The organism is Sphingobium sp. Leaf26, assembly GCF_001421665.1.
In the GTDB taxonomy this organism is placed as follows: Bacteria; Pseudomonadota; Alphaproteobacteria; order Sphingomonadales; family Sphingomonadaceae; genus Sphingobium.
Genome location: NZ_LMKV01000001.1, coordinates 926,008 through 947,096, shown reverse-complemented (window position 1 = coordinate 947,096; position 21,089 = coordinate 926,008). Strand labels below are relative to the sequence as shown.

The 21,089-nt window shown below is 63.4% G+C and carries 13 protein-coding genes; 4 read left to right on the top strand and 9 right to left on the bottom strand.

The window, feature by feature from the left end; translation table 11 throughout:
* Positions 1 to 57 precede the first annotated feature (57 nt).
* Both ASE85_RS04570 and ASE85_RS04565 read left to right on the top strand, forming a co-directional pair.
* The gene (locus ASE85_RS04570; protein WP_156358192.1) at positions 58 to 3,291 is read left to right on the top strand and encodes a hypothetical protein; all 3,234 of its coding nucleotides are present in this window, start codon (positions 58 to 60) and stop codon (positions 3,289 to 3,291) included.
* Positions 3,292 to 3,382: 91 nt separating this feature from the next.
* Positions 3,383 to 7,672: a glycoside hydrolase family 99-like domain-containing protein gene (locus ASE85_RS04565; RefSeq protein WP_056684028.1), complete on the top strand. Its 4,290-nt coding sequence runs from the start codon at positions 3,383 to 3,385 to the stop codon at positions 7,670 to 7,672.
* Positions 7,673 to 7,740: 68 nt separating this feature from the next.
* On the opposite strand, the gene ASE85_RS04560 is transcribed toward ASE85_RS04565, so the two are convergent.
* The 6 genes from ASE85_RS04560 to modB form a co-directional block, all read right to left on the bottom strand.
* Positions 7,741 to 9,054 carry a BNR repeat-containing protein gene (locus ASE85_RS04560; RefSeq protein WP_056684027.1) on the bottom strand — a complete coding sequence of 438 codons (1,314 nt, stop codon included), beginning with the start codon at positions 9,052 to 9,054 and terminating at the stop codon, positions 7,741 to 7,743.
* Between the two features lie 217 nt (positions 9,055 to 9,271).
* On the bottom strand, positions 9,272 to 12,283 hold the full coding sequence (locus ASE85_RS04555) for a DUF4214 domain-containing protein (protein WP_056684025.1): 3,012 nt from the start codon (positions 12,281 to 12,283) through the stop codon (positions 9,272 to 9,274).
* A 55-nt stretch (positions 12,284 to 12,338) separates the two neighbouring features.
* Entirely contained in the window at positions 12,339 to 13,409 is a 1,071-nt protein-coding gene (gene rfbB, locus ASE85_RS04550; protein ID WP_056684022.1) for a dTDP-glucose 4,6-dehydratase, read from the bottom strand.
* Positions 13,410 to 13,681: 272 nt separating this feature from the next.
* Entirely contained in the window at positions 13,682 to 14,284 is a 603-nt protein-coding gene (locus ASE85_RS04545) for a hypothetical protein (RefSeq protein WP_156358191.1), read from the bottom strand.
* A 144-nt stretch (positions 14,285 to 14,428) separates the two neighbouring features.
* A complete protein-coding gene (locus ASE85_RS04540) occupies positions 14,429 to 15,049 on the bottom strand; it encodes an ATP-binding cassette domain-containing protein (protein WP_056684389.1) in 621 nt (206 codons plus the stop codon).
* Positions 15,033 to 15,740, bottom strand: a complete 708-nt coding sequence (modB, locus tag ASE85_RS04535) for a molybdate ABC transporter permease subunit (protein WP_056684385.1) — start codon at positions 15,738 to 15,740, stop codon at positions 15,033 to 15,035. The genes ASE85_RS04540 and modB overlap by 17 nt, the downstream gene beginning before the upstream one ends.
* Positions 15,741 to 15,964: 224 nt before the next feature.
* On the opposite strand from modB, the gene ASE85_RS04530 reads away from it, so the two are divergent.
* Complete coding sequence (locus ASE85_RS04530) at positions 15,965 to 16,711, top strand: HAD-IIB family hydrolase (protein ID WP_056684016.1); 747 nt, start codon at positions 15,965 to 15,967, stop codon at positions 16,709 to 16,711.
* Between the two features lie 4 nt (positions 16,712 to 16,715).
* On the opposite strand, the gene modA is transcribed toward ASE85_RS04530, so the two are convergent.
* A complete protein-coding gene (gene modA / locus ASE85_RS04525; protein WP_156358203.1) occupies positions 16,716 to 17,486 on the bottom strand; it encodes a molybdate ABC transporter substrate-binding protein in 771 nt (256 codons plus the stop codon).
* Between the two features lie 135 nt (positions 17,487 to 17,621).
* Here modA and ASE85_RS04520 point away from each other — a divergent pair, with 135 nt between their 5' ends.
* On the top strand, positions 17,622 to 19,265 hold the full coding sequence (locus tag ASE85_RS04520) for a molybdopterin-dependent oxidoreductase (RefSeq protein ID WP_056684011.1): 1,644 nt from the start codon (positions 17,622 to 17,624) through the stop codon (positions 19,263 to 19,265).
* Here ASE85_RS04520 and ASE85_RS04515 read toward each other — a convergent pair.
* A complete protein-coding gene (locus ASE85_RS04515; protein WP_056684008.1) occupies positions 19,241 to 20,413 on the bottom strand; it encodes a glycosyltransferase in 1,173 nt (390 codons plus the stop codon). The genes ASE85_RS04520 and ASE85_RS04515 overlap by 25 nt on opposite strands.
* A 60-nt stretch (positions 20,414 to 20,473) precedes the next feature.
* On the bottom strand, positions 20,474 to 21,037 hold the full coding sequence (locus tag ASE85_RS04510; RefSeq protein ID WP_056684006.1) for a helix-turn-helix domain-containing protein: 564 nt from the start codon (positions 21,035 to 21,037) through the stop codon (positions 20,474 to 20,476).
* Positions 21,038 to 21,089: the final 52 nt, after the last annotated feature.

Here is a 21,089-nt window from a genome sequence, read left to right as displayed (position 1 = left end):
ACCTCAAATTCGACTGGCGCGGCTATATCCTCGGACGGGAGTGGCGGGGGCAAGGATGTGGCTGGTCGACCGGAGGGGACGGCGCTGCTGGTGCTGGGAAGTCCCCGGTCGGGGGTAGGGTTGCTCGCGCAGGGGCTGTCTCTGGTCGGGGGGGCCTCGTTTTCCGTGCCATCGCGGGGAGCGGGCGGGCCACTCTCCGAATTAGGCACCGTTGACGCCGTCGATACAAAGTTGTTGGCTCTCGCTGGGCGACAATGGAGCGACTGGTCCACCATCGACCCCGCTGATCTTGCGACGCAGGATGCACAGGTGCTGGCTAGCGAAACCAAAGCGTTGGTCCGGGGGGCTTTGGCGACGGGTGGCGTTACGGTTTTTGCTGACTGGCGGGCAAGTCGCTTCGGTGAATTCTGGCGAGGGGTGCTGGGGGAGGGCGGTGCGCCCAAGTCCGTGGTTGTGACCCGCGCCTATGAGTCGGTGGTGGCCGGCTTGCAGCATAAATCGGAACTGGGTGGGATGCACGCCGCGTTGCTGTGGCTGCGCTATACACTGGACGCCGAGTTTTCCACGCGGACGCTGGCACGGTCCCATGTCGATCATGACGGATTTCTGCAACATCCGCGTTCCACGGTGGAGCGGATCAGCACGCAATTGGGTCTGGAATTTCCGGACATGTCGGAGAAAGCTTTTGGCAAGCTATCCGCTCTCATATCGCCTGCGACAGCGCAGTTTGCCGGGGCGCAGGCAATTGCGTTACCCGGCGGGCTGGTGCGGGACTGGTTGCAGACGGTACAATCCATCACCCGCTCCTGGAGTTCACACGGGGAGCGCGCGCGCGATCTGTTCACGCTGGATGAGATTCGCACGCAACTCGATCGTGCAGGAGCCACGTTCGCACATGTCCTGGAGGAACGGGTCGGGCTGACGCAGAAGCTCGGTTCTGTTCGTCGCAAGCTGGCAAAGGAAGAGGCTGGCCGCGCGAGCGAGCGCAAGAAGCTGGAGCAGGCCATTGCCGACCTACAGCAGAAGCTGGCAGCAGGCGAGAGCAAGGAGAAAGCGGCCGAGCGGGAAAAGCAACTGGCCGAGAAGGTCAAGGCCATCAAGACCTTGCAGGAGGCCGCGGCCAGCAGTGACGCCAACATAGCAGGACTGACGGCGACGCTGGCGGAGCGGCAGACGGAAATTTCGTCTTTCCGCAACGACTTGCAGAAGCGCGAAGCCAGCCTGGCCGAAATGCAGGCCGCCCGCGACGATTTGAAAGCGAAATTGTCGAAATCGCTGTCCGAACGGGAGGCTGCGGTCAGTCTGCGGGCAGACCTGGAGAAACAGATCGGGACCGCGCAGGCACAGGTCGCTGCGCTTCAGGAGCAACTGACCGAGGCCAGCGGCAACACGGCACGGCAGAATATGGAAATTGCGGGCCTGCGCGCAGCGGCCGACCTGCATGACAGGGCGCTGGCGGAACGCGACGGCTTGATGAAGGGGGCCATGGACGCACGCGAAGGTGCGGACATACGCCTGGCCCAGTTGACCGAGAAATTTACTGAGCAACTGTCGGCCTATCAGGCTCTCGTGCTGGAAAAATCGGCGGTAGAGGTCGAACTGGTTCGGTCTGCCGCGGCGCTGGATAAAGCTGGGCACGACCTGGCATGGGTTGAAGGCGAAAAGCAGGGCTTGCGCCGGGATGTTGCCGACCGGGACGTGCAACTGGGCCGTTTGCAGGCGGAACTGGAGGCAACAAAGGAGCAGAAGGCTACGGGCGATCAGCGGGTCGCGGCGCTGACCAGCGATCTGGCGCAGCGTGGCGAGGAACTGAGCGCGGCGAGGGATGCCGGGGCTGCGTTGCAGAAGGCATCCGACGAACAGGCCGCAGCATTGGCCCGGTTGCAGGAAGGGCTGGACAAGGCGCGGGCCGAACTCGATGTCGGTGAACGACAGGCGGCTGAAAGCAAGGATGCCATCGCGGCGCTGGAAGCATCGCTGGCCGAACGCGACGCACGTATCGCGGATGCGGACGGCCGGGCCAGCACGCTGGGCGCCGATATCGTGCAGTTGCAAGGCGAGCATGAAGCCCTGTTGCGGCAGCGGAATGTCGACGCGGAAGAACGTAAGTCTCTCGAAGCCACCCTGGTGGAAGTGCAGACGGCGGCTTCGGAGCGCGAGGCACTGCTGGCCAAGCTCCAGAATGCGCATGAAGCGCTCCAGCGCGATAATGAGAATAAGGCCGAGAAGCTGTCGATGCAGACGGCGCAAATCGTCGCTTCGCGCGCCAAGCAGGCGCAGTTGCAGCAGGAACGGCTGGCGATCGGCGATCAGCTCAAGCAGGCGCATGAGGAACTGGAGCAGGTCCGCAGCGACCTGGCCGTCCGGGACAGTGAGGCCGAGAGTCTCAATAATGACCTCGATACTGCGCGCGAGCAGATGGCGAAGGATCAGGAGGCACTGCAAAAGGCGCGTGTGGATGTGCAGGGGCTGGGCCAGCATCTTCAGCATGCCCGTGCCGATGCGCAGAATGCCCGTGCCGATATGCAGATGGTCAAGGCCGAACTGGAGCAGGTCGTCAAGCTCCGCCTGGATGAAGTCACGGCGCTGAAGCGGGATGTCGAAGCGCGGGATCAGGCGGTGACGGACCGCGATATCCGTTTGGCAGATGTCGAGAGCAAGCTGGCGCAGACCCAGAGCGCCTTGCTGCAACGCCAGTTGGAAACCGAGGAATCGGCGGAAGAACTACGTTTCCTGCGCAGCCTGTTGAAGGATGAGCAGGACATCCGGTCGGCAAAGGAAGAGCAACTGCGTCTGACGGACGAGAAGCTGGAAAAGGCGCAGGCCGAATTGCTGACCGAAAAGGATCATGCCGCCAAGGCCGAACTGGACCATGAAAAGGCGACCCAGGCCCGTTTCCAGGAAATTGCCTTGCTGATGGGCGCGCTCAAGGATGCGCAGGAGAAGGAAACGGACCTCGCCCATTTGCGTGTCGTGCGGCATGAATTGTCGCGGCGTACCGACTCACTCTATCTGCTGTTCATCCGGGTGATGGATGCGCTGCTCGCGCAGGTGGCATCGCCGTTGTTGCCGAAGAAAGTGAATCTGCGCCGTCAACAGGCTGTGCTCGAACGCTATGGCCTGTTCGATGCGGGATGGTATTTGGAAAATAATCCCGACGTTCATGAGGCCGGCATGGATGCGGCGGCGCATTTCGTGGCCTTTGGATTGCAGGAAGGCCGAGCCCCCAACCGGGCCGTGGACGAACTGCGCCGGAGTGCCGCAGCCATGGCGGACGGCAAAGGGCGATAGGAGCCGATCGCCCGCCTCGATAGGATAGGGCCGGCCGACCTCGACGATAGAGAGCGGGCGCCGTGGCGCCTGATCGCAACAAGGGCTGACGATGTTGAATTTTAAAGAACTGGCCAAGGAAATCGATCAGTCAGGCCTGTTCGATCGGAACTGGTATGTCGAGAATTTTCCCGACGCCGGATTGCTCGATATCGAGCCGCTGGAGCATTTCGTCCGTTTCGGCCTGTTGCTGAAACGCGATCCGGGGCCGGGCTTCGATACGCGCCATTATCTGGATACCTATCCCGACGTTCCGGCGGCGGGCATGCATGCGCTTGTCCATTATGTCCGCTTCGGCAAGAGCGAGGGACGCCAGCCCTTGCCGCCCATGGCGAAGCCGGCGGGCGTTGCGCCGACAGCCACTGCGCCGGAAGGTGCAACCTGGATATTGCGCCATGCGACCGACGCTTTCGGCCTGCGCGGCCTGGAGCCTCATGCGTCCCTGGCAGTGATCGTCAATGTCACCACGTCCCAGGACGGGGCGGCGATGTCGGCCGTACTGAACCGGATTCCGGCGGATTTCGACCTGTTCCTGCTGGGTGGGACGCACAATCTGGATGTCGATGCGCTGCCGTCGTCTGTCCGTTCGCTGACCCTGCTGGGGGATGCGGACGAAGCCGGCAATGCGCGTGGCTTCGCCCGGCTGGCCGGATCGGGCGCGCTGGATGGCTATGCCGACGCGCTCTGGCTCTCGCCGCAGGATGCCGCCGGGCCGCTGACGGATGAGGATATGGCCAGGCTGATCGGCCTGCATGGCGCCTTTTGCGCCGATTCCCAATGGGGCGTCGCCGCTGATCGTTTCGTGCGGCTGGACCGGGCCGATCCGGTGCAGGCGACGTTGATCACCGCGCTCAACACCGTCCTGCCGCGTCTTGGTCTTTTGCTCGGTCAGGCGCCGCTCGACGTTCCAGCCGGGTGGGGCCTGTGGTTCAAGCCATTTCTGTCGCGCGTGCTGGGTGTGACGATGCGGCCGCACGAGATGACGGGTGTTAGCGGGGGCGGCAAGTTCCCCGGTCGCGCCAGCGTATTGGCTATGCTGTCTGCCGGTGCGCGGGAAGCGGCCCTGGACGTCCGTCCCGCGGCCCGAACTTTACCCGCAGCGCCCGCGGATCGCGTGGTCAAGGCGGTGGCCTTCTACCTGCCGCAATTCCATCCGATCCCGGAAAACAACACTTGGTGGGGCAAGGGCTTCACCGAATGGTCGAATGTAGCGCGGGGTCGCCCGTTGTTCCGCCACCATTATCAGCCGCGCTTGCCTGCGGATCTGGGCTATTATGACCTGCGGCTGGAGGATACCCAGGTCGCGCAGGCCGATCTGGCCCGCCAGTTCGGCATTCACGGCTTCTGCTTCTATTATTACTGGTTCAACGGCAAGAAACTGCTGAACCATCCGATCGAGCAGATGGCGAAATCCTCCAGGATCGACACGGGTTTCTGCGTCTGCTGGGCCAATGAGAACTGGTCGCGCAATTGGGACGGGCAGAACCGCCATGTGCTGATGGAGCAACAATATTCGCTGGAAAGCAATATCGCCTTCATCCACGAGATGATCCCGATGATGAAGGATCCGCGCTGGATCCGCTATTGCGGCAAGCCCGTGCTCGTCGTCTATCGTATTTCGATCATCCCGAACTGGATGGAAACCGCCCGCATCTGGCGGGAGGAATGTCGCAAGGCAGGGCTGGGCGAAATCCATCTGTGCGCAGTCCGATTCGGCCTGGAAACGCTGGGCGGACAGCCGCAGGACCATGGCATCGACAGCTATGTCCTGTTCCCGCCGCATGAAGGCGTGCGTGTCGACCTGCGCGATCAGGTGCATGATCGTCACAAGGATTTCGGCGGCGAGATTTTCGATTACAACGCCGTGGCGGATGGCGATGTCGAAAAATATGCTGATGGTTATGAATGGCCGGTCCACCGTGGCGCGATGCTGGGCTGGGACAATACCGCCCGTCGCCTGACGGATGCGCGCATTTTCACCGGCGCGACGCCCTATGGCTTCCGGCGATGGGTGAAGGGCATATTGGACCAGGACAACCGCCATAACCCGGCGCCTGAAACGATGATGTTCATCAACGCCTGGAACGAGTGGGCCGAGGGCACCTATCTCGAACCGGACCAGCGCTGGGGGCTGACCAACCTCGCCGCGTTCCAGTCCGCGGCGCAAGCCGTGCCGGGTTTGCGCCCTGTTACCTTGCCGCAAGGCGTGGCGGCGCAACCCAAGGCGGAGAATCGGCTCGCCTATCTTGGCAGCCCGCTGAACGATGCGGCGGATATGCCGCGAGGACCGGTCTGGTATCGCGGGTTCAAGGAAGCCGACCCGTCCAGGCCCACCATCCTGCTCTGTGCCCATATTTCCGGTCATCAGTTGTTCGGTGGGGAACGCAGCCTGCTCGATGTGCTGGAGGCATTGGCCAAGATGCCGGTCAATGTCGTCATGACCCTGCCCAGCGACAATAATCGCGACTATATCAAGCGTATCCAGAAGCTGTGCATGGGCGCATACGCTTTCCGCTATCCGCAATGGATGGACAAGCGGGCGGTCTATGCCTGGCTCGCGCTGGATTTTGCCGATATCATCGCGCGTCACGCGATCGACATCGTGCATGCCAACACCATCGTCCTGCTGGAGCCGATCGTCGCCGCGCGCCGGATGGGCCGCGTGGCGCTGACCCATGTGCGGGAACTCATCTCGCTGGACGAAGGGTTGCAGGAGCGGATGAACCAGACCACCGGCGAGATCGTCAGCGCCGTGTTCGGCAATACCGACTGGCTGATCGGTAACAGCCGCGCCACGTGCGAGTTGTTCGCGCGTGGAGACCGGACGCTCTATGTGCCCAACGCCATCAGCGCCGAAGATTTCGAAATGCGCAATGTCTTCGGCAATGGCATCAAATTCGGTATCGTCAGTTCCAACATCCCCAAGAAGGGGATCGCCGATTTCGTCGAGGTGGCGCGACGGGCTGCCAGGCGTACGGGTCGAGCCAAATTCGTCATCATCGGCCCGCGCACCCCGCAAATCGATATCTGGATGGAAGAGGTCGCGCGCGGCGAACGGCCGGACAATCTGGTCTTTGCCGGTTACAAGGACAGCGCGCGGGCGGCGATGATCGAACTCAACGTCCTGCTCAACCTGTCCACCTTCGCTGAATCCTTCGGTCGCACCGTGGCCGAGGCGATGGCGGCGAGGCGACCTGTGATCGCCTATCGCTGGGGTGCACTGCCTGAATTGGTCCAGCATGGCGAGACCGGCTATATGGTGCCGTTCCGCGATATCGACGGGGTCGTCGATGCCGTGGCCGATCTGTGCGAACATGACGACAAGATTGCCGCCATGGGCGACAAGGGTCACGCCTTTGTCACCAGCAACTTCTCGCAGGCGCGGCTGGGCGAACAGGTGACGCTGGCCTATGAACGCATCTGTGGCCGGCCGATGCGAGCCGATGCCGCGGCGACCGCCATTACCGAAGCGCCGCTGCGGATTTCTGCCCAGGCGATCGGTGCGGCTTTGCCGACGACGATCATCATTCCGGTCTATAATGCGCCGGAGGAAGTGCGCGCCTGCATCACCTCCGTGCTCAAACATACCGATCTGCGCGAAACGCAGGTGCTGGTGATCGACGATGGCAGCCCTGATCCAGCGATCGCCCCGCTGCTCGACAGCTTTGTGGGCACGCCGGGCCTGACCATCCAGCGGTCGCCGCAAAATCAGGGCTATACCCGCACGATCAACATGGGGATTGCGCAGGCGGCCGGGCGCGATGTCGTGCTGCTGAACAGCGATACGATCGTGACGCCGAAGTGGCTGGAGGGGTTGCGCGCCACTGCCTATAGCCGGCCGCAGGTCGGCACGGTGACGGCGATGGGCGACAATTCCGGCGCCTTTTCCTTCCCGGTCTTCAACCAGAAGTGCGATAAGCCTGCGCATCTGGGGCATGAGGAATATGCGCTGGCGATGGTACAGGGCGCCTTTGGCTGCACGCCGCCCGAAGTCCCGACCGGATCAGGCTTCTGCCTGTTCATCCGCCGCGCGATGATGGACCTGTGCGGCACTTTCGATGAAGAAGGGTTCCCGCGCGGCTATGGCGAGGAGAATGATTTCTGCTTGCGGGGCATGAAGGCGGGCTGGGCCAATCTGATTTCGCCCTGGGCCTTCGTCTTCCACATCCGCACGGCCAGTTTCAAGGGCGAGAAGGATGCGCTCATCAAGGCCGGCGTGGACGTCGTGACGAAACGCTATCCCGATTATGCGCCGATGGTGAGGGCGGCCTTTGCGGCGCCGGACATGATGGCGTTACGTGAGGAAACGGCAGCCGTCGTCAACGCACTCGCGGCGGGTTAAGTCATGAGGCGGGCTTTTTCGGCCCGCCTCTTCGCCACCATATGTCGCGGTGGGTAACGGAGGCGTCGTTACAGGGGCTGCTCGGACAGCCGCAACTCGGTGGGTGCTGGGGCCTTCGCGCGGGGCAGGTCGCGGTTGTTGGGCAAGGTCGGCCAGGTCAGACGAAAGCGCTTGCCGTTGCCCTGCGTGGTCAGCACGTTCATCTTCATGCCGGGAGGCGCACTGACTGTGGTCCAGCCCGATGTGGTCCTGACCCTGGACTGGGGCAGGGGGGCGTTGGTGGGCTTCAGCGTGTCGGCGGCAAGACGCAACTGCATGCCTTTGCCTTGCCGGGCAATTTGCAGGACGATGATATTGCCGCGTTGATAGGGTTCCGACAATTTTATCTCGCCGGCCATGGTGCCACCGCCCTTGAAGTCCCAACGATATCCGGTCCAGCGCGTGGCCTGCGCAATATGCCATCCGCCCCTTTCGAGCCGGGCCAGATAGATCTGCGTGTCGCCATGCTCGTCGAATTTATGATAGGCGATCATGACCCGCTTTTTCGCGTCGAACGCGAAGGTGACATTGGCGTTGATCGCTCCCCCATGGACGGGGATCGGATCGACGATTTCCGAATTGCCAAGGCGGATCGGAAGGGACAGGGGCTGGCCGGACGAGCGCGTCCAGTGCACGAGATCGCGGCTGCGCGCGTAGCTGAGATCATGACTCGTTTCGGCAGCGGGGCTGTCGCGCCAGAGCCAGACCATATGAAACAGGCCGTCCGGTCCCATGGTAGGGCCGATGGGATAGGCGTTGCGCTTCCCCTCGCCATCCAGCACGGGCGTCTGGGTCAGGCGGCGCCAGCGCAGGGTCGATGCGTCGAAGACATTATAGATGTCATTGCCTGCACCGCTCATGCCATCGCGATAGCGAAAGATGAACCGGCCCTGCTGGTCCTTGAGGAAAGTGGGGTAGGTGACCCGCTGCTCCTGAGCGGGGTCGATCAGGGCGGGTATGCGACGCAGGGACGATGCCGATCCCGACGTGTCGGACATATAATAGGTCATCGGCGAGACGTGCATGTTGGCGGCGACATGCAGCCGGCCCCGGCCGTCGGTGGCCATGGCAATCGCATTATGGCTGTCCCAGCCGACTGCCGTATCGAGCGTCTGCCGTTCCCAGGCACCGCCGCTCGTTGCTCGACTGGCGATCACCAGTCGCCGGTCGGCTCCGTAATAGCCGACATAGAGGCGCTGCCCGCGGACGATCATGGCAAAATCGACCGGCTGCCCGGCCCATATCTTTGCGACGACTTCACTTCTTTCGCCCTGCTGCTGCTGGGGAGAGGTCGCGGCACTGACCAGCAGTCCTGCCAGCACGATGGATGCAATCGGCTTCATATGATCTCCCAGCCTTCGGTCGAGCCCGTGCGATAGCAGGAAGAAGATGAAGCGCGGCTGGCCGGTTTCGTTCCGGTCGACCCTTTATTCGGTCGATCCGGCGATCGCATGGGACGCTGCGGCGATAGATATCCATTGCAGCTTGCGTGGATATCGCACCGTCATGCCTGCGTCCGGGGCGCAGGTATGACGGTGCGATACCAGCGGGATCACTGTTTCATTGCCTTTTGGTCAGCCGATTTTGCCAGCCGGCCTTGCGGGGCGAGTCCAGATGCTCGCGACCGGTCACGATGATGCTGCTTGCACGATCGTGATATTCACCGGATTTCAGGATCGCACGCAACATGCCGACCTTTGTTTCGCCGCCTTCCAGCAAGGCGACATGATGACTGAGGCCGGCAGGATCGGCGGGACGGCCCAGCAATTTCTCGTAGAAGCTGCGGACGAAGGCCTCGTTGTCGAGCGTCAGCATATCGCCGATCTGAACGATGGGCTTGCCGGATGCGATAGGCTGAGGCGGCGGTACGGCCCTGACGGCGGCTGGGGCCGGGGCAGCGGCGGGCGCAGGCGCAGCAGCCTTCTTTCGCTTGGCCGGTTTGGCGGGCGCATCCAGCAGCGTCAGGCCTTCCACCTGTACAGTGGCGCTATGGCGTGCAAATTCGTTCGTTTTCACGATGGCGCGCAGGATATCGACCTTGGACACGCCGCTGCCGAGCAGGGCGATATGATGGGCAAGGCCGGCATCATCCGCCTCGCGGCCAAGCAGGCGCCGATAGAAGGCATCAACGAAATCGGCCCCGTCCAGCGCCAGCAGATCGGCAATCTGGACGAGCGGCTTGTTTGATGACGGGCGCGGTGTGGACACCGGCGGTTGAGAAGGCGCAACAGCCGGTTTGGGCGGTGGCGACGGTGCTGGAGGAGGCGAGGCTACCGGGGGCTGCGGGGGTGGAGCCTCTTCCTCCAATGCCTCGTGCCGACGTTGCGGCAGGCGGATCGCCTTGGGCCAGCGGGACTTGCTGCGCAGCAATTCGCGTCCGATGACGCTGACGGGCGTGCGACGTTCGATAAATTCGTCGGTGCCCAGGAAGGCTTCGATGATCTGGGCCTTTGTCGTGCCACCGGCGAGCAGCGCGACATGATGTTCCAGTCCGGCCGGATCGGCGGGGCGGCCCAGCAATTGGCGATAGGCGGCCTGGACGAAGGCATCGCCACGCAGTTGCAGCAGGTCGGCGATGCGTACGATGCTGCCAGCCGTCCCCAGGCTGGGCGCACTGCCCGGAATATGGCCCGCATCGGTGCTTGCCAGCGGGCTGGGCATGCCGTGCAGCGCATCGGCGGCCTCGATCCTGTCTACCAGCCGATCGTGCAGGTCCGGGCTTTTGGCCAGTCCCAGCGCAAATTCGAACAGGCCTTTGGACCATTGATCCCAGTCGGCGCCGCCCTTTTCCTCGACGGTGGAGCGCTCGGCACTGATCGCCTTGCCGATCAGTGCGGGCACGTCCCGGTTGTCGGTGAACAGGTAGATGCCGTCGGTCTTGCCGAAGGTTGCCAGGATTTCCCTGGTCGGCGGGATGTCGCGTGCGATCACAGGCTTGCCCAGAGCAAGGGCGTTCATGATCGAGAGGCCGAAGCCCTCATAATAGGATGGCAGGACGACCGCGCTGCTGCGTGCGAACAGGTCGTTCATCAGTTCGTCGGGCAGGGTGCCGGCCTGCACGGTACGGGCATTGCCCTCCTCCTTGCTCTCACCGCCCAATATCGTCAGCGAAAGGTTGGGGTGGGCTTGCGCGATCAGCGCGCCGACAGCATGCGACGCCTTGTGCGGGAAATGATTGCCCATCACCAATACATGGTCGCGGCCCCGTTCGGCCTTCTGATAGCGGCCGGCATATGCGGCCAATTTGGTCGGCAGCAGACGGGTATAGGCGGGCGCCTTGAACTGGCGGGGGAACCGGTTGCGGAAGGTGGTTTCGGAAAAGCGGCTGTTGAAGAACAGTCCGTTGGCATGGCGGGCGATATAGGCCCACAGCGTTTCAAGCCCGTTGTCTGCGCGCAGATGGCTGCAATCGAGTGCGATGACGTCGAGCATGCCATACACGGTGACCGGCGCCAGATGTTCCATCGTGCGGACCGTTTGCAGGTCGAATGGCTGTCCGGGCATGATCGCGATGGCGTAGACCGGATCACATTCGCGGCGCTGCTTGATCCGTTGCATCTTGTCGATGCCGTGGAAGCGGGCGACGGATGGTTCGCAGATGACGGTGATGTCCACGTTGCCCGGCGCCGACCGCTCGCACCAGCGGATGAAGTGCATCATATGATCGGTCGTGCCATTATGATGGCGGCCGAATGTCAGCAGGTTGATGGCGATCTTCAGCCGGCCATCGGTCGTCGGCACCATCTGCCGGATCTTCAGTTCGGCTCGATAGCCGGCCGAAGCCTCATAGGCCTGGACCAGCGGCAGGAATCCGGGATGCCGTTTGGCGATTTTCTGGAGATTGCCTTCGCGCTGGCCCTTCAGGTCTATGTCGCGCAGCAGAAAGGAGGCCGACCCGGCATGATAGGCATAGGCATGGTTGGCCAGAACGGCACGAAAGCCGACCTGGCCGGCGCGCATCACCAGATCATTTTCTTCCTCATACCCAATGCCGAAGGCTTCATCGAGCGGGGCGAAGTTGAGCACGACCGATGGTGCGATCAGCATGTAGAAACCGACGGCGGTCGGTGCCCAACTGTAGCGCGGCAGATAGGCCTGCACCGATTGCCAGGCCGCATAACAGGCGTCGGGCATCACGAAGATGCCCGACATGGCGTGCGGCGACTGGGGGAAGGTGGAGATGGACGCATTGTTGGAACGCGGGCAGACGAAGCCGATCTGCGGATCGGCCTCCAGAACCGCCAGCATCTCCGCCAGCGTGTTCCGATAGGTCAGTGTGTCGCTGTTGACCAGCAGGGCGGCTGCCCCCCTGGCCCTGGTGAGGGCCAGGCCCTTGTTCACGCTTGCGACGAAGCCGGCATTCTGCCCGTTGGTCACCAGTTCCTGGATCGTCCCGCGCTGCGCATATCTTGCGAGCAGCGCGCTGACCGCCTCGTCATCGGGTGAATCGTTGATGACGATGATGCGGGGCGCATGATCCGCCACTTCGCCGATATGGGCGCTCAGCGAATCCAGACATGCCTCGACAAGGTCGGCATTACGATAGACCGGGATGATGATGTCGAGTTTCATGAACGATCCTAAGTGGGCATCTCTTGGCGAATCAAGCGCCGTGGTTCGTCGCTTTTCAGCGTGCGATCTTGGCGCGTTCGACCAGGGGTCGCCACCAATTCTCGTTGCTCAGATACCAGCGGAGCGTTTCGGCGAAACCCTGGGGGAAATCACGCGCGGGTTCATAACCCAGTTCGCCGCGAATCTTGCTTTCGTCGATCGCGTAGCGCCGGTCATGGCCTTTGCGATCCTGAACATAGGTCATGAGATCCGCCGTTGAACCGCCGCGAGCCGCCGGCGCATCAGGGAAGGCCGTCGCTAGTTCCGGATTTTCGGCAAAGGCGGCATCCACGCCACGGCAGATTTCCCGAACGACTTCGATATTCGGCAGTTCCTGGCCACCGCCGACATTGTAGGTTTCGCCGATCCGGCCCTTGCGCAGAATCAGTTCGATGCCGACGCAATGATCCTCGACATGCAGCCAGTCGCGCACGTTGAGCCCGTCGCCATAAATGGGCAGGTTGCGTCCCGACAGCGCGTTCAGCGTGAAAAGCGGGATCAGCTTTTCGGGAAACTGGTAAGGACCATAATTGTTGGAACAGTTGCTGGTCGTCGTTTCCAGCCCATAGGTGTGGTGATAGGCACGCACCAGATGATCCGATCCTGCCTTGGATGCGGAATAGGGCGAGTTGGGCGAATAGGGCGTATTCTCGTTGAATGCGGGATCATCCATTTCCAGCGATCCATAGACTTCGTCCGTGGACACATGGTGGAAGCGATGCGGACGGCCGCTGCCCTTGTCCAGCCATGCGGTCTTGGCGGCCTTGAGCAGGCTGTGGGTGCCCACGACGTTGGTGGTGACGAAGGCATCGGGACCGGTGATCGAGCGATCGACATGGCTTTCGGCCGCGAAGTGGACGATCGTGTCGATTGCGTGGTCTTCCATCAGGCGGGACACCAGGTCGGTATCGCAAATATCGCCTTCAACCAGTTCGACGTTGTCCAGTCCGGCAATATTGGCAGGATTGCCAGCATAGGTCAGGGCATCGAGAACGACGATCGTGTCCTGCGGCGAAACCTTGCGCCAATGATGGACGAAATTCGCGCCGATAAAGCCCGCTCCGCCCGTTACAATCAGATTTGCCATCGTCCTATTCATGCTCCCTGTAGAAGTCTTAGCCGAATCGCTTGGGCCGGTTCCTGTCGGTTACTCTTGTTTTCCTCCCCCGGTCGAGGGGCCGGGGCCGCTTTTGGAAGCGGTTTAATGACGGTTGATCGCGTCCGTCCCCCGCGTATCGCATCGCTTGGGTTGCAGCATTGAATTGATGGACGCGAAAAAGAAAGATGGTGATGAGGAAATAGCCGGTTGGACTATCGACGGGCATGGCCGAACCGACTCCGTCGCGTCAAGGCGATCCGTCAAGAAAGGCCGAGTGCAACCAGTCCCGCGCCCAACAGGCGCTGGTCGAGGCTGTCGCTGAAAGTGGCGGGCGATTTGGGTTCCGGGCTTTGCAGATACAGGATCACGTCGCCATGGCCGACCGCGGCGGGCGGCAGTCGCAACCGGATCGGTCGTGGCGCAGCGCGCACTGCATGGCGGCCCAGAAACAGGCCGTTGGCGGTGACATGCACTTCCAGTGGATCATGATTGGGCGGCACGAAGGCCTGGAGTGTGAGCGTCATGTCGACGTAACCGCCGCGATAGCCCGGAACATGGAAGCGGATGGCATGTTGCTGATCGCGCCCCCAGGCGCCCCAGGCTTCCACGCCCCACCAGCCGGACGCCAGAAAGCGAGCGAAGATGTCGGTGGTTTCGGCGGTGACGGTGGTGCCCCTTGCCAGTACCGGAAAGCCACTCGCGGTCCACGGCGCGTCATTCGTCTCCCGTTCCGCGGTGTTGGCGCTCCCCAGTTGCGCGATTTTCGCCTCCAACCGGCCGATACGCGCCTCCATCGCCGCCAGGCGATCTTCGGTTCCGGCCGTGGTTCCGGGCATGTCCTTGTCGGGGAGTCGTTCGTTCAATCTGGTCGGGCCTCATTCTTGTCGCGTCATGCCTGTTACCGGCGTGGAATGCCCGCATTCCCGTCACTCCGGCATTCGTCCCCAGCCTTCGATCTTGGGTCGTGGCGCTACAGCAAGTCACGGCGAGACACAACCAAGGCGGTATTAGGCGGTATTGTCCATATTAATCCGCGTGGCGCCCAGGGCGTCCAGTTCCGCCGCGTCATGGGTGACATAGAGGATCGGAATCTGCATGTGCGCATGGATGTCGCGGATCAGAGTGAGCAGGCGGGATTTCCGCTGTTGATCGAGCGACGAGAAAGGTTCGTCCATCAACAGGATCTGCGGGCCGGACAGCAGGGCGCGGCCTATGGCGACGCGCTGGGCCTCGCCGCCTGACAGGGTCGCTGGCCAGCGGTCCAGCAACCCGTCGATGCCGAGCAGGTCGATGACGTCCGCCAGTGCGATCGGTCCGGCGCCCCGGCGGCTGTAGAGCAGGTTGGCCTTCACCCGCAGATGGGGGAATAGACGTGTATCCTGAAAGACATAGCCGCAGCCACGCTGCCGGGGGGGGAGGTCGATATTCGCTGCATGATCGAACAACGATGCGCCGCCGATGCGAACATGTCCCCGATCGGGACGGATCAGGCCCGCGATCATGTGCAGGATACTGGTCTTGCCGGCGCCGGATGGGCCGAACAGGGCGCTGATCCCGCTGTCGGTGCATATGGTGACGCCGATGTCGCGGTCCCCGATCCTGCGTCGGACATCAATGTCGATCAGCATGGCCGCGTCCTCCTGTCGGGATGCGCCGTGCGAGCAGTTCCGCCGCCACCAGTGCAGACAGGGACAGCGCCAGCGATATGAGGGCCAGCCGGGTGACCAGGGCTTCGCCACCCGGCACCTGCATCGCGGCATAGATGGCAATGGGCAAGGTCTGGGTTTCGCCCGGAATATTGGAGACGAAGGTGATGGTCGCGCCAAATTCCCCCATGCAGCGGGCAAAGGCCAATATGGCGCCGGCCATCAGGCCTGGCCGCGCCAAGGGCATGGAAATGGTGAAGAAGGTGCGCACGTGCCCGGCGCCCAATGTGTGGGCCGCCTGTTCCAGCCTTGTATCTATGGCTTCGATCGACAGGCGCATGGCCCGCACCATCAGCGGCAACGCCATGATGGCGGCGGCGAGCGCGGCGCCGGTCCAGCGGAACAACAGGGTGACGCCGAACCAATGTTCCAGCCATCGCCCCATCGGCCCCTGTGTGCCGAACAGCAGCAGTAGCAGCCAGCCCGTCACCACAGGCGGCACGACCAGCGGCAGGTGGACCAGCGCATCGAGCAGCAATTTTCCGGGAAAGCGCCACCGCGCCAATATCCAGGCCAGCACGAAAGCGAAGGGCAGCATGACGATGACGGCGACCAGGCTGATGCGCAGCGACAGGCCGATGATGGTCCATTCTTCCGGCGTAAAGACCGACATCATGGATGGCCGGCCATGGCCGGACGAAACGGGAAGGCGAAGGTCATATGGGCCATGCTGCCCTCGTCTTAGGGCTGATCGCCGCCGCGGCAAGTCGTTTTCATGCCAAGGCGGCCCACTGGTTCAGCATATGCTAACCCGAATCCGGCATGGCCTCCATTGCCCGGCGCGGGGAGAGGGGCTAGCGCGGGCGCGACAACATCTTTCACCGGAAATGGGCTGACATGAAGCAACTGATCGCATTCGACCTGGATGGCACGCTGGCCGAGAGCAAGCAGCCGCTGGGCGATGCCATGGGCGAGGCGCTGGCTGCGTTGCTGGCCGTCGCTCATGTCGCGGTGATCTCCGGCGGGGACTGGCCGCAATTCGAGAAGCAGGTGGCGAGCCGTTTGCCGGCGCAGGCCGACCGGTCGCGCCTGTGGTTGATGCCTACGACGGGGACCAAGCTATACACATATGGCGATGGCGGCTGGTCGCCCGTTTATGCGGAATTGTTCGATGACGCACAGAAGGCGGCGATCCTGAACGCTTTCGACGCATCGCTGGAAGCGACCGGCTTCGTGCCCGAACAGACATGGGGCGATCGGATCGAGGATCGGGGCAGCCAGATCACCTTTTCCGCGCTGGGCCAGCAAGCGCCGATCCATGCCAAGGAAGGCTGGGATCCCGATTTTGCCAAGCGCAAGATCATTCAGGCCGACCTGCTTCAGCGCCTGCCGGGCCTGTCGATCAACATGGGCGGCGCTACGTCGATCGACATCACGCGCGAAGGGGTCGACAAGGCCTATGGCCTCAAGAAGTTGCGGGATGCCAGTGGCATTGCGCTGGATGCGATGATGTTCATCGGTGACGCGATCTTCCCCGGCGGCAATGACTATCCAGCCAAGCAGCTCGGCCTGGATACGGTGCGGGTGCGCGATCCGCAGGAGACGCTGGCAGTGATCGCGACGATCGTCGCCTGCCAGAAATAAGGCGTCAGGGCGCGGTGAAGCCGTAGCGGGCGAGGATTGCCTTGCCCGGTCCCGACAGCAGATAGCGGCGGAAGGCTTCGGCATCGCGATGGCGGCTGGCCTTCAACCGGGCGAGGGGATAGCGGATGGGCGCGTGGCTGCCGACCGGGAAGGTGCCGACGATCCGTACGGCTCTGGAGGCCCGTGCATCGGTGGCATAGACTATGCCCAGCGGTGTTTCGCCCCGTTCCACCAGCGCCAGCGCCGCGCGCACATTGTCGGCGCGTGCGACCTTGGGGGCGACCGATGGCCAGACGCCGAGTGCGGTCAGCGCTGCCTTCCCATATTTGCCGGCGGGCACGCTGTCCGGATCGGCCATGGCCAGGCGCCCCTTGCCCAGGGCGCGAGCGATCGGCATGCCCCGACCGATACGCAGTGCCACCGGTTTTGCCGCTGGAGCGATCAGCACCAGCCGGTTGCCCGCCATATTGGCGCGTGTGCCCCGCACGATGAAGCCGGCGCGGTCCACGTCTGTCATCCATTCCTCGTCGGCGGACAGATACAAGTCGGCCGGCGCGCCAGCCTTGATCTGGCGGGCGAGCGCGGAGGAGCCGGCAAAGGACAGGACAGGACGAGGATGGCCCCGCGCGGCCCAACTCTCCGCTGCTGCCGTCATCGCTTCCTGCATGCTGGCCGCAGCCAGAACGAGAGGGCCGCGATCATCGGGCGCCGCATGCGCGGCAGGCATGACGAGCAGGGACAGGAGGGCGGCAAGGCGCAGGATCAGCGATGGCATGGCCTGTATCTGCATCCTGTGGATGTCGCGTGCAACCTGCGGATATTGCAAGGCTTGCGCTTTTGTTCGGTACGATGATCGGCTAGGCGGTGTTCATGATGGCGCTTTTCGCCCTTTCCAGCTTCAGCCGTTGAGATGACGATCATTCGCAGCCAGTGCGGCCAGTGCAGCGTGGGCTGTGGTGTCCGGGCCATAGTAGGGGATGGCCGTGACCTCGTAATCGAAGGGGATCGGGTGCATCCCGCCAATGGCGGGCGATTGTGCGCGCGCGGGCGGGCGTTGAACGAGACGGCACTGGACGGGCGTCTGCTGCATCCGATGCTGGGTGGCCGACAGGTTGGCTGGGACCGCGCGATCGCGCATGCCGCGCGGAAACTGGCCGCGATCATGACGCGGCACGGGCCGGGCAGCATCGCGCTGCATGTGTCGGGCGGTCTGCTGACCGAGGATTATTATGTCGCCAACAAGCTGATGAAAGGCTTTTTCGGATCGGCCCATATCCGTGGGCCGGGAGATGACCCAACGAACCTGGCGGCGATTCAACGGGCGGCCTTTGGTGAGGATGTCATGCCGGCAGCCATCGAGGATATCGAGCGGGCGCAGACGGTGCTGCTGGTCGGAGGACGGACTGGGCAGGATCATCCCGTGCTTATGGAGCGCGTTCAGGCGGCGCGGGAGACACAGGGGCTTCGCCTCATCTTGCTGACGGACGAGGAGGATGGCGGGGATGTCGATGCCGATCTGCGCCTGTCCGTCATGCCGGGCAGTGCCGATCTGTTGCTGACGGGGGCCTTGCTGCATTGCCGGCGCATGGGCGGATGCGATGGTCAGACTGCGGCGTCCGATGTCAGTTGGGGAGCCATGGGGGAAGGGCATGACCTGTGGTCGGTCGCGCGCCTTTCGGGTTTGTCCCCCGCGACGATCCGGGCCTTGTATGAAGAGGTCATGGCGACGGATCGGCTGGTGACGCTGGTCGGCAGTCGTGCCGGCCAGCGCGCAGCGGCGGCGGCCTGCAATCTGCATGTGGCGACGGGGCGCATTGCGCGTGCTGGTTCGACGCCTTTCCTGCTGACCGGCAGCGCCAATGGCATGGGCGCGCGGGAAGTGGGGTGTGTGGCGGGGCATCTGGCGGCCCATCGCTTCTTCACTCAGGATGCGCTGGACGATGTCGGTCGGTTCTGGGGCGCGCATCAACTGGCTGGTGGACCGGGGCACGAAGGCGATGCGTTGCTGGAGGCGATACGGGATGGGCGCATCAAGGCTTTGTGGAGTGTCGGCCCGGATGCAACTGCCGCTTCCTGGTTGCAGGAGGCCCGGGCCGCTGTTCCCTTTGCGCTTTGCAGCACGGCGTGGACGCAGGGCTTGGAGGATTTCGACATGCTGTTCCCCGCACCTGTCTGGGTCGAAAAGGACGGGACGGTGACGGCCAGCGATCGGCTGATCAGCCGCCAGCGCAGGCTTTTGCCGCTACCGGGTGAAGCGCGGCCGGACTGGTGGATCTTCACGAAACTGGCCCAAAGGATGGGTTGGGGAGATGCCTTCCATTATGAGCGGCCGGCCGACATCTATCGGGAGCATGTGCGACTGACCGCTTATCGCAATCCGGGCGATAGGCTGTTCAACCTCAAGCGGCACGCGCCCATTTCCAATCCGGCCTATGACGAATTGACGCCGTGGCGCTGGGGCGATGTGCCGTTCGATGGCGGCCATTTTTCGACCACCGATGGGCGTGCCCGCCTGCTTTGGCCGCTGAATCAGGATTTTTCCGCGATTGCCTGAAGATGGGCGAACAGGGTGTCGGCATTGGCCGCCCAGGTGAAGCGCAGTGCGGCCTCCCGCACGGTCGATCGGGCGGGCGGATTGTCCAGTATCGCGCGCACGGCCTGCGCGATCGCATCGGGTTCGCGGTCCACGATCCGGCCAGCCTCCGGCCGGTCGAGCAGTTCGCGCGCGCCGCCGACATCGGTGATGACGATCGGTGTGCCGCAAGCAAGCGATTCCACCCAGGCGTTGGCCAGCCCTTCCGATTCCGACGGCAGCACCATGATATCGGCGGCGGTGTAGATGCGAGGCAGCTTGTGATGCGGCACCGAGCCGAGGAATCCGATGCGGCGTTCGACGCCCAGTTCCTGCGCCAGATTTTCCAACGTGCGGCGGAAGGCGCCTTGCCCTGCCAGCAGCAAGGTCACGTCGGGCAGTTGCGGGAGCGCCCGGACCAGCAGATCCTGGCCCTTGCGCGGGATGAGCGCGCCGACGCACAACAGCACCGGGCCGCTGAAGTCGAGTGCGGCCTTGGCTGCGTCGCGGTCGCCTGCCTCGAACGTGTCGAGATCGACGCCGGTATAATGGACGCGCACCTTGTCCATGTCGATGCCCATCCGCCCCATCGAGCGGCGCATGGCTTCTGACACGGCGAGCAGTCCGGACGCGCCCTCTGCCGCCTGCAACACCATCTTGCGGGTGCGGCGCTGCGTACCCCAATAATGGATATCAGCGCCACGCGCCTTGACCGAATAGGGGATGCCCAGCGCCTTCGATAGCCGCTGGGCTACCGGGCCGTCAGGGAAGAAGAAGCTGGCGTCGATCACGTCGAAGGGCTTTTCGGCATGCAGCCGCCGGACCAGCGGCAGGATGGCACGGGTCATGGCGCCGACATTGGTCGGCCCGCCGAATTTGGGGATGATAGGGAAAGTGGGCCGATAGACGGTCAGTTCACGCCAGCGCTCCTTGCGCGGCAATGCGCGCAGCGCGGCATAGCGGCTGGCAAGCGACAGCGGCCATGGCGGCAGGCCGACCGGCGCGATTACGGTGACGTCGGCTTCGGGGCGGCTCGCCAGTTCGCGCGCCTGCCGTTCCACGAACACGCCGAAATTGGGCCGGCTGATGTCGGGAAAGAGGGTCGATAGCATGAGGACGTTGAGCGCCATGGCCTCTCTTTTCGCTATATGGTCTTTAGCGGATGGTTAAGCAGGCCCGCGAGGGCTTGGCTAGAGGCGTCGGACGAGTTGCACCGCCACAGCGGCCCATGGCGGATCGGTCAGCACCAGTTGGCGTGCGCCGGACCCCAGCGGCAGCAATTGCAGCCGGTCGCCCTCGCGGCCGATCAAACGCCCAAACAGGAAGCGGCCGGCGGGGCGGGGGACGAGCAGGTCGCGGTTGAGCGCGCCGCCAAATTCGTCCGGCGCGATGCGTCTGCACCAGATGGCATCACCGCTGCGATAGTCGCCGATGCTGGCATTGACATGGACACCGACCATGCCGTCCGATGCGACTGGCGGGGGAAAGGCAATTGGTCGGGCGGGCGCGCGGGCGCCATCCGGGCCGAGCAGGGCGGCGACCGGCACTGCGGCCTGCCCCGGAAGGGCGACGAGTTCGGCAGTCGTCACGCCGAGTGCCGACGCGATGCGATTAAGCCATTTGACGGACACGGTACGGGTGCCGGTTTCCAGTCGCCCGATCGTCTGCGCCGTGGTAGGCGGATCGCAGAGCAGGCCGACCTGCTCCAGCGTAAGCCCCTTAGCCTTGCGAACCTCGCGGATGCGCGTGATCATCCCATATCCTGCATAAGAACCTATTTGGTTTTCTCTTTCCTACAGATTATCC

Coding starts and splice junctions, on each gene's coding strand:
- ASE85_RS04540 (WP_056684389.1), bottom strand. CDS start 15,049: ATGCTGATCGACATTGATGTCCGACGCAGGATCGGGGACCGCGACATC.
- ASE85_RS04515 (WP_056684008.1), bottom strand. CDS start 20,413: ATGGCGCTCAACGTCCTCATGCTATCGACCCTCTTTCCCGACATCAGC.
- ASE85_RS04565 (WP_056684028.1), top strand. CDS start 3,383: ATGTTGAATTTTAAAGAACTGGCCAAGGAAATCGATCAGTCAGGCCTG.
- rfbB (WP_056684022.1), bottom strand. CDS start 13,409: ATGGCAAATCTGATTGTAACGGGCGGAGCGGGCTTTATCGGCGCGAAT.
- ASE85_RS04560 (WP_056684027.1), bottom strand. CDS start 9,054: ATGAAGCCGATTGCATCCATCGTGCTGGCAGGACTGCTGGTCAGTGCC.
- ASE85_RS04520 (WP_056684011.1), top strand. CDS start 17,622: ATGACGATCATTCGCAGCCAGTGCGGCCAGTGCAGCGTGGGCTGTGGT.
- ASE85_RS04510 (WP_056684006.1), bottom strand. CDS start 21,037: ATGATCACGCGCATCCGCGAGGTTCGCAAGGCTAAGGGGCTTACGCTG.
- ASE85_RS04555 (WP_056684025.1), bottom strand. CDS start 12,283: ATGAAACTCGACATCATCATCCCGGTCTATCGTAATGCCGACCTTGTC.
- ASE85_RS04530 (WP_056684016.1), top strand. CDS start 15,965: ATGAAGCAACTGATCGCATTCGACCTGGATGGCACGCTGGCCGAGAGC.
- modA (WP_156358203.1), bottom strand. CDS start 17,486: ATGCCATCGCTGATCCTGCGCCTTGCCGCCCTCCTGTCCCTGCTCGTC.
- modB (WP_056684385.1), bottom strand. CDS start 15,740: ATGTCGGTCTTTACGCCGGAAGAATGGACCATCATCGGCCTGTCGCTG.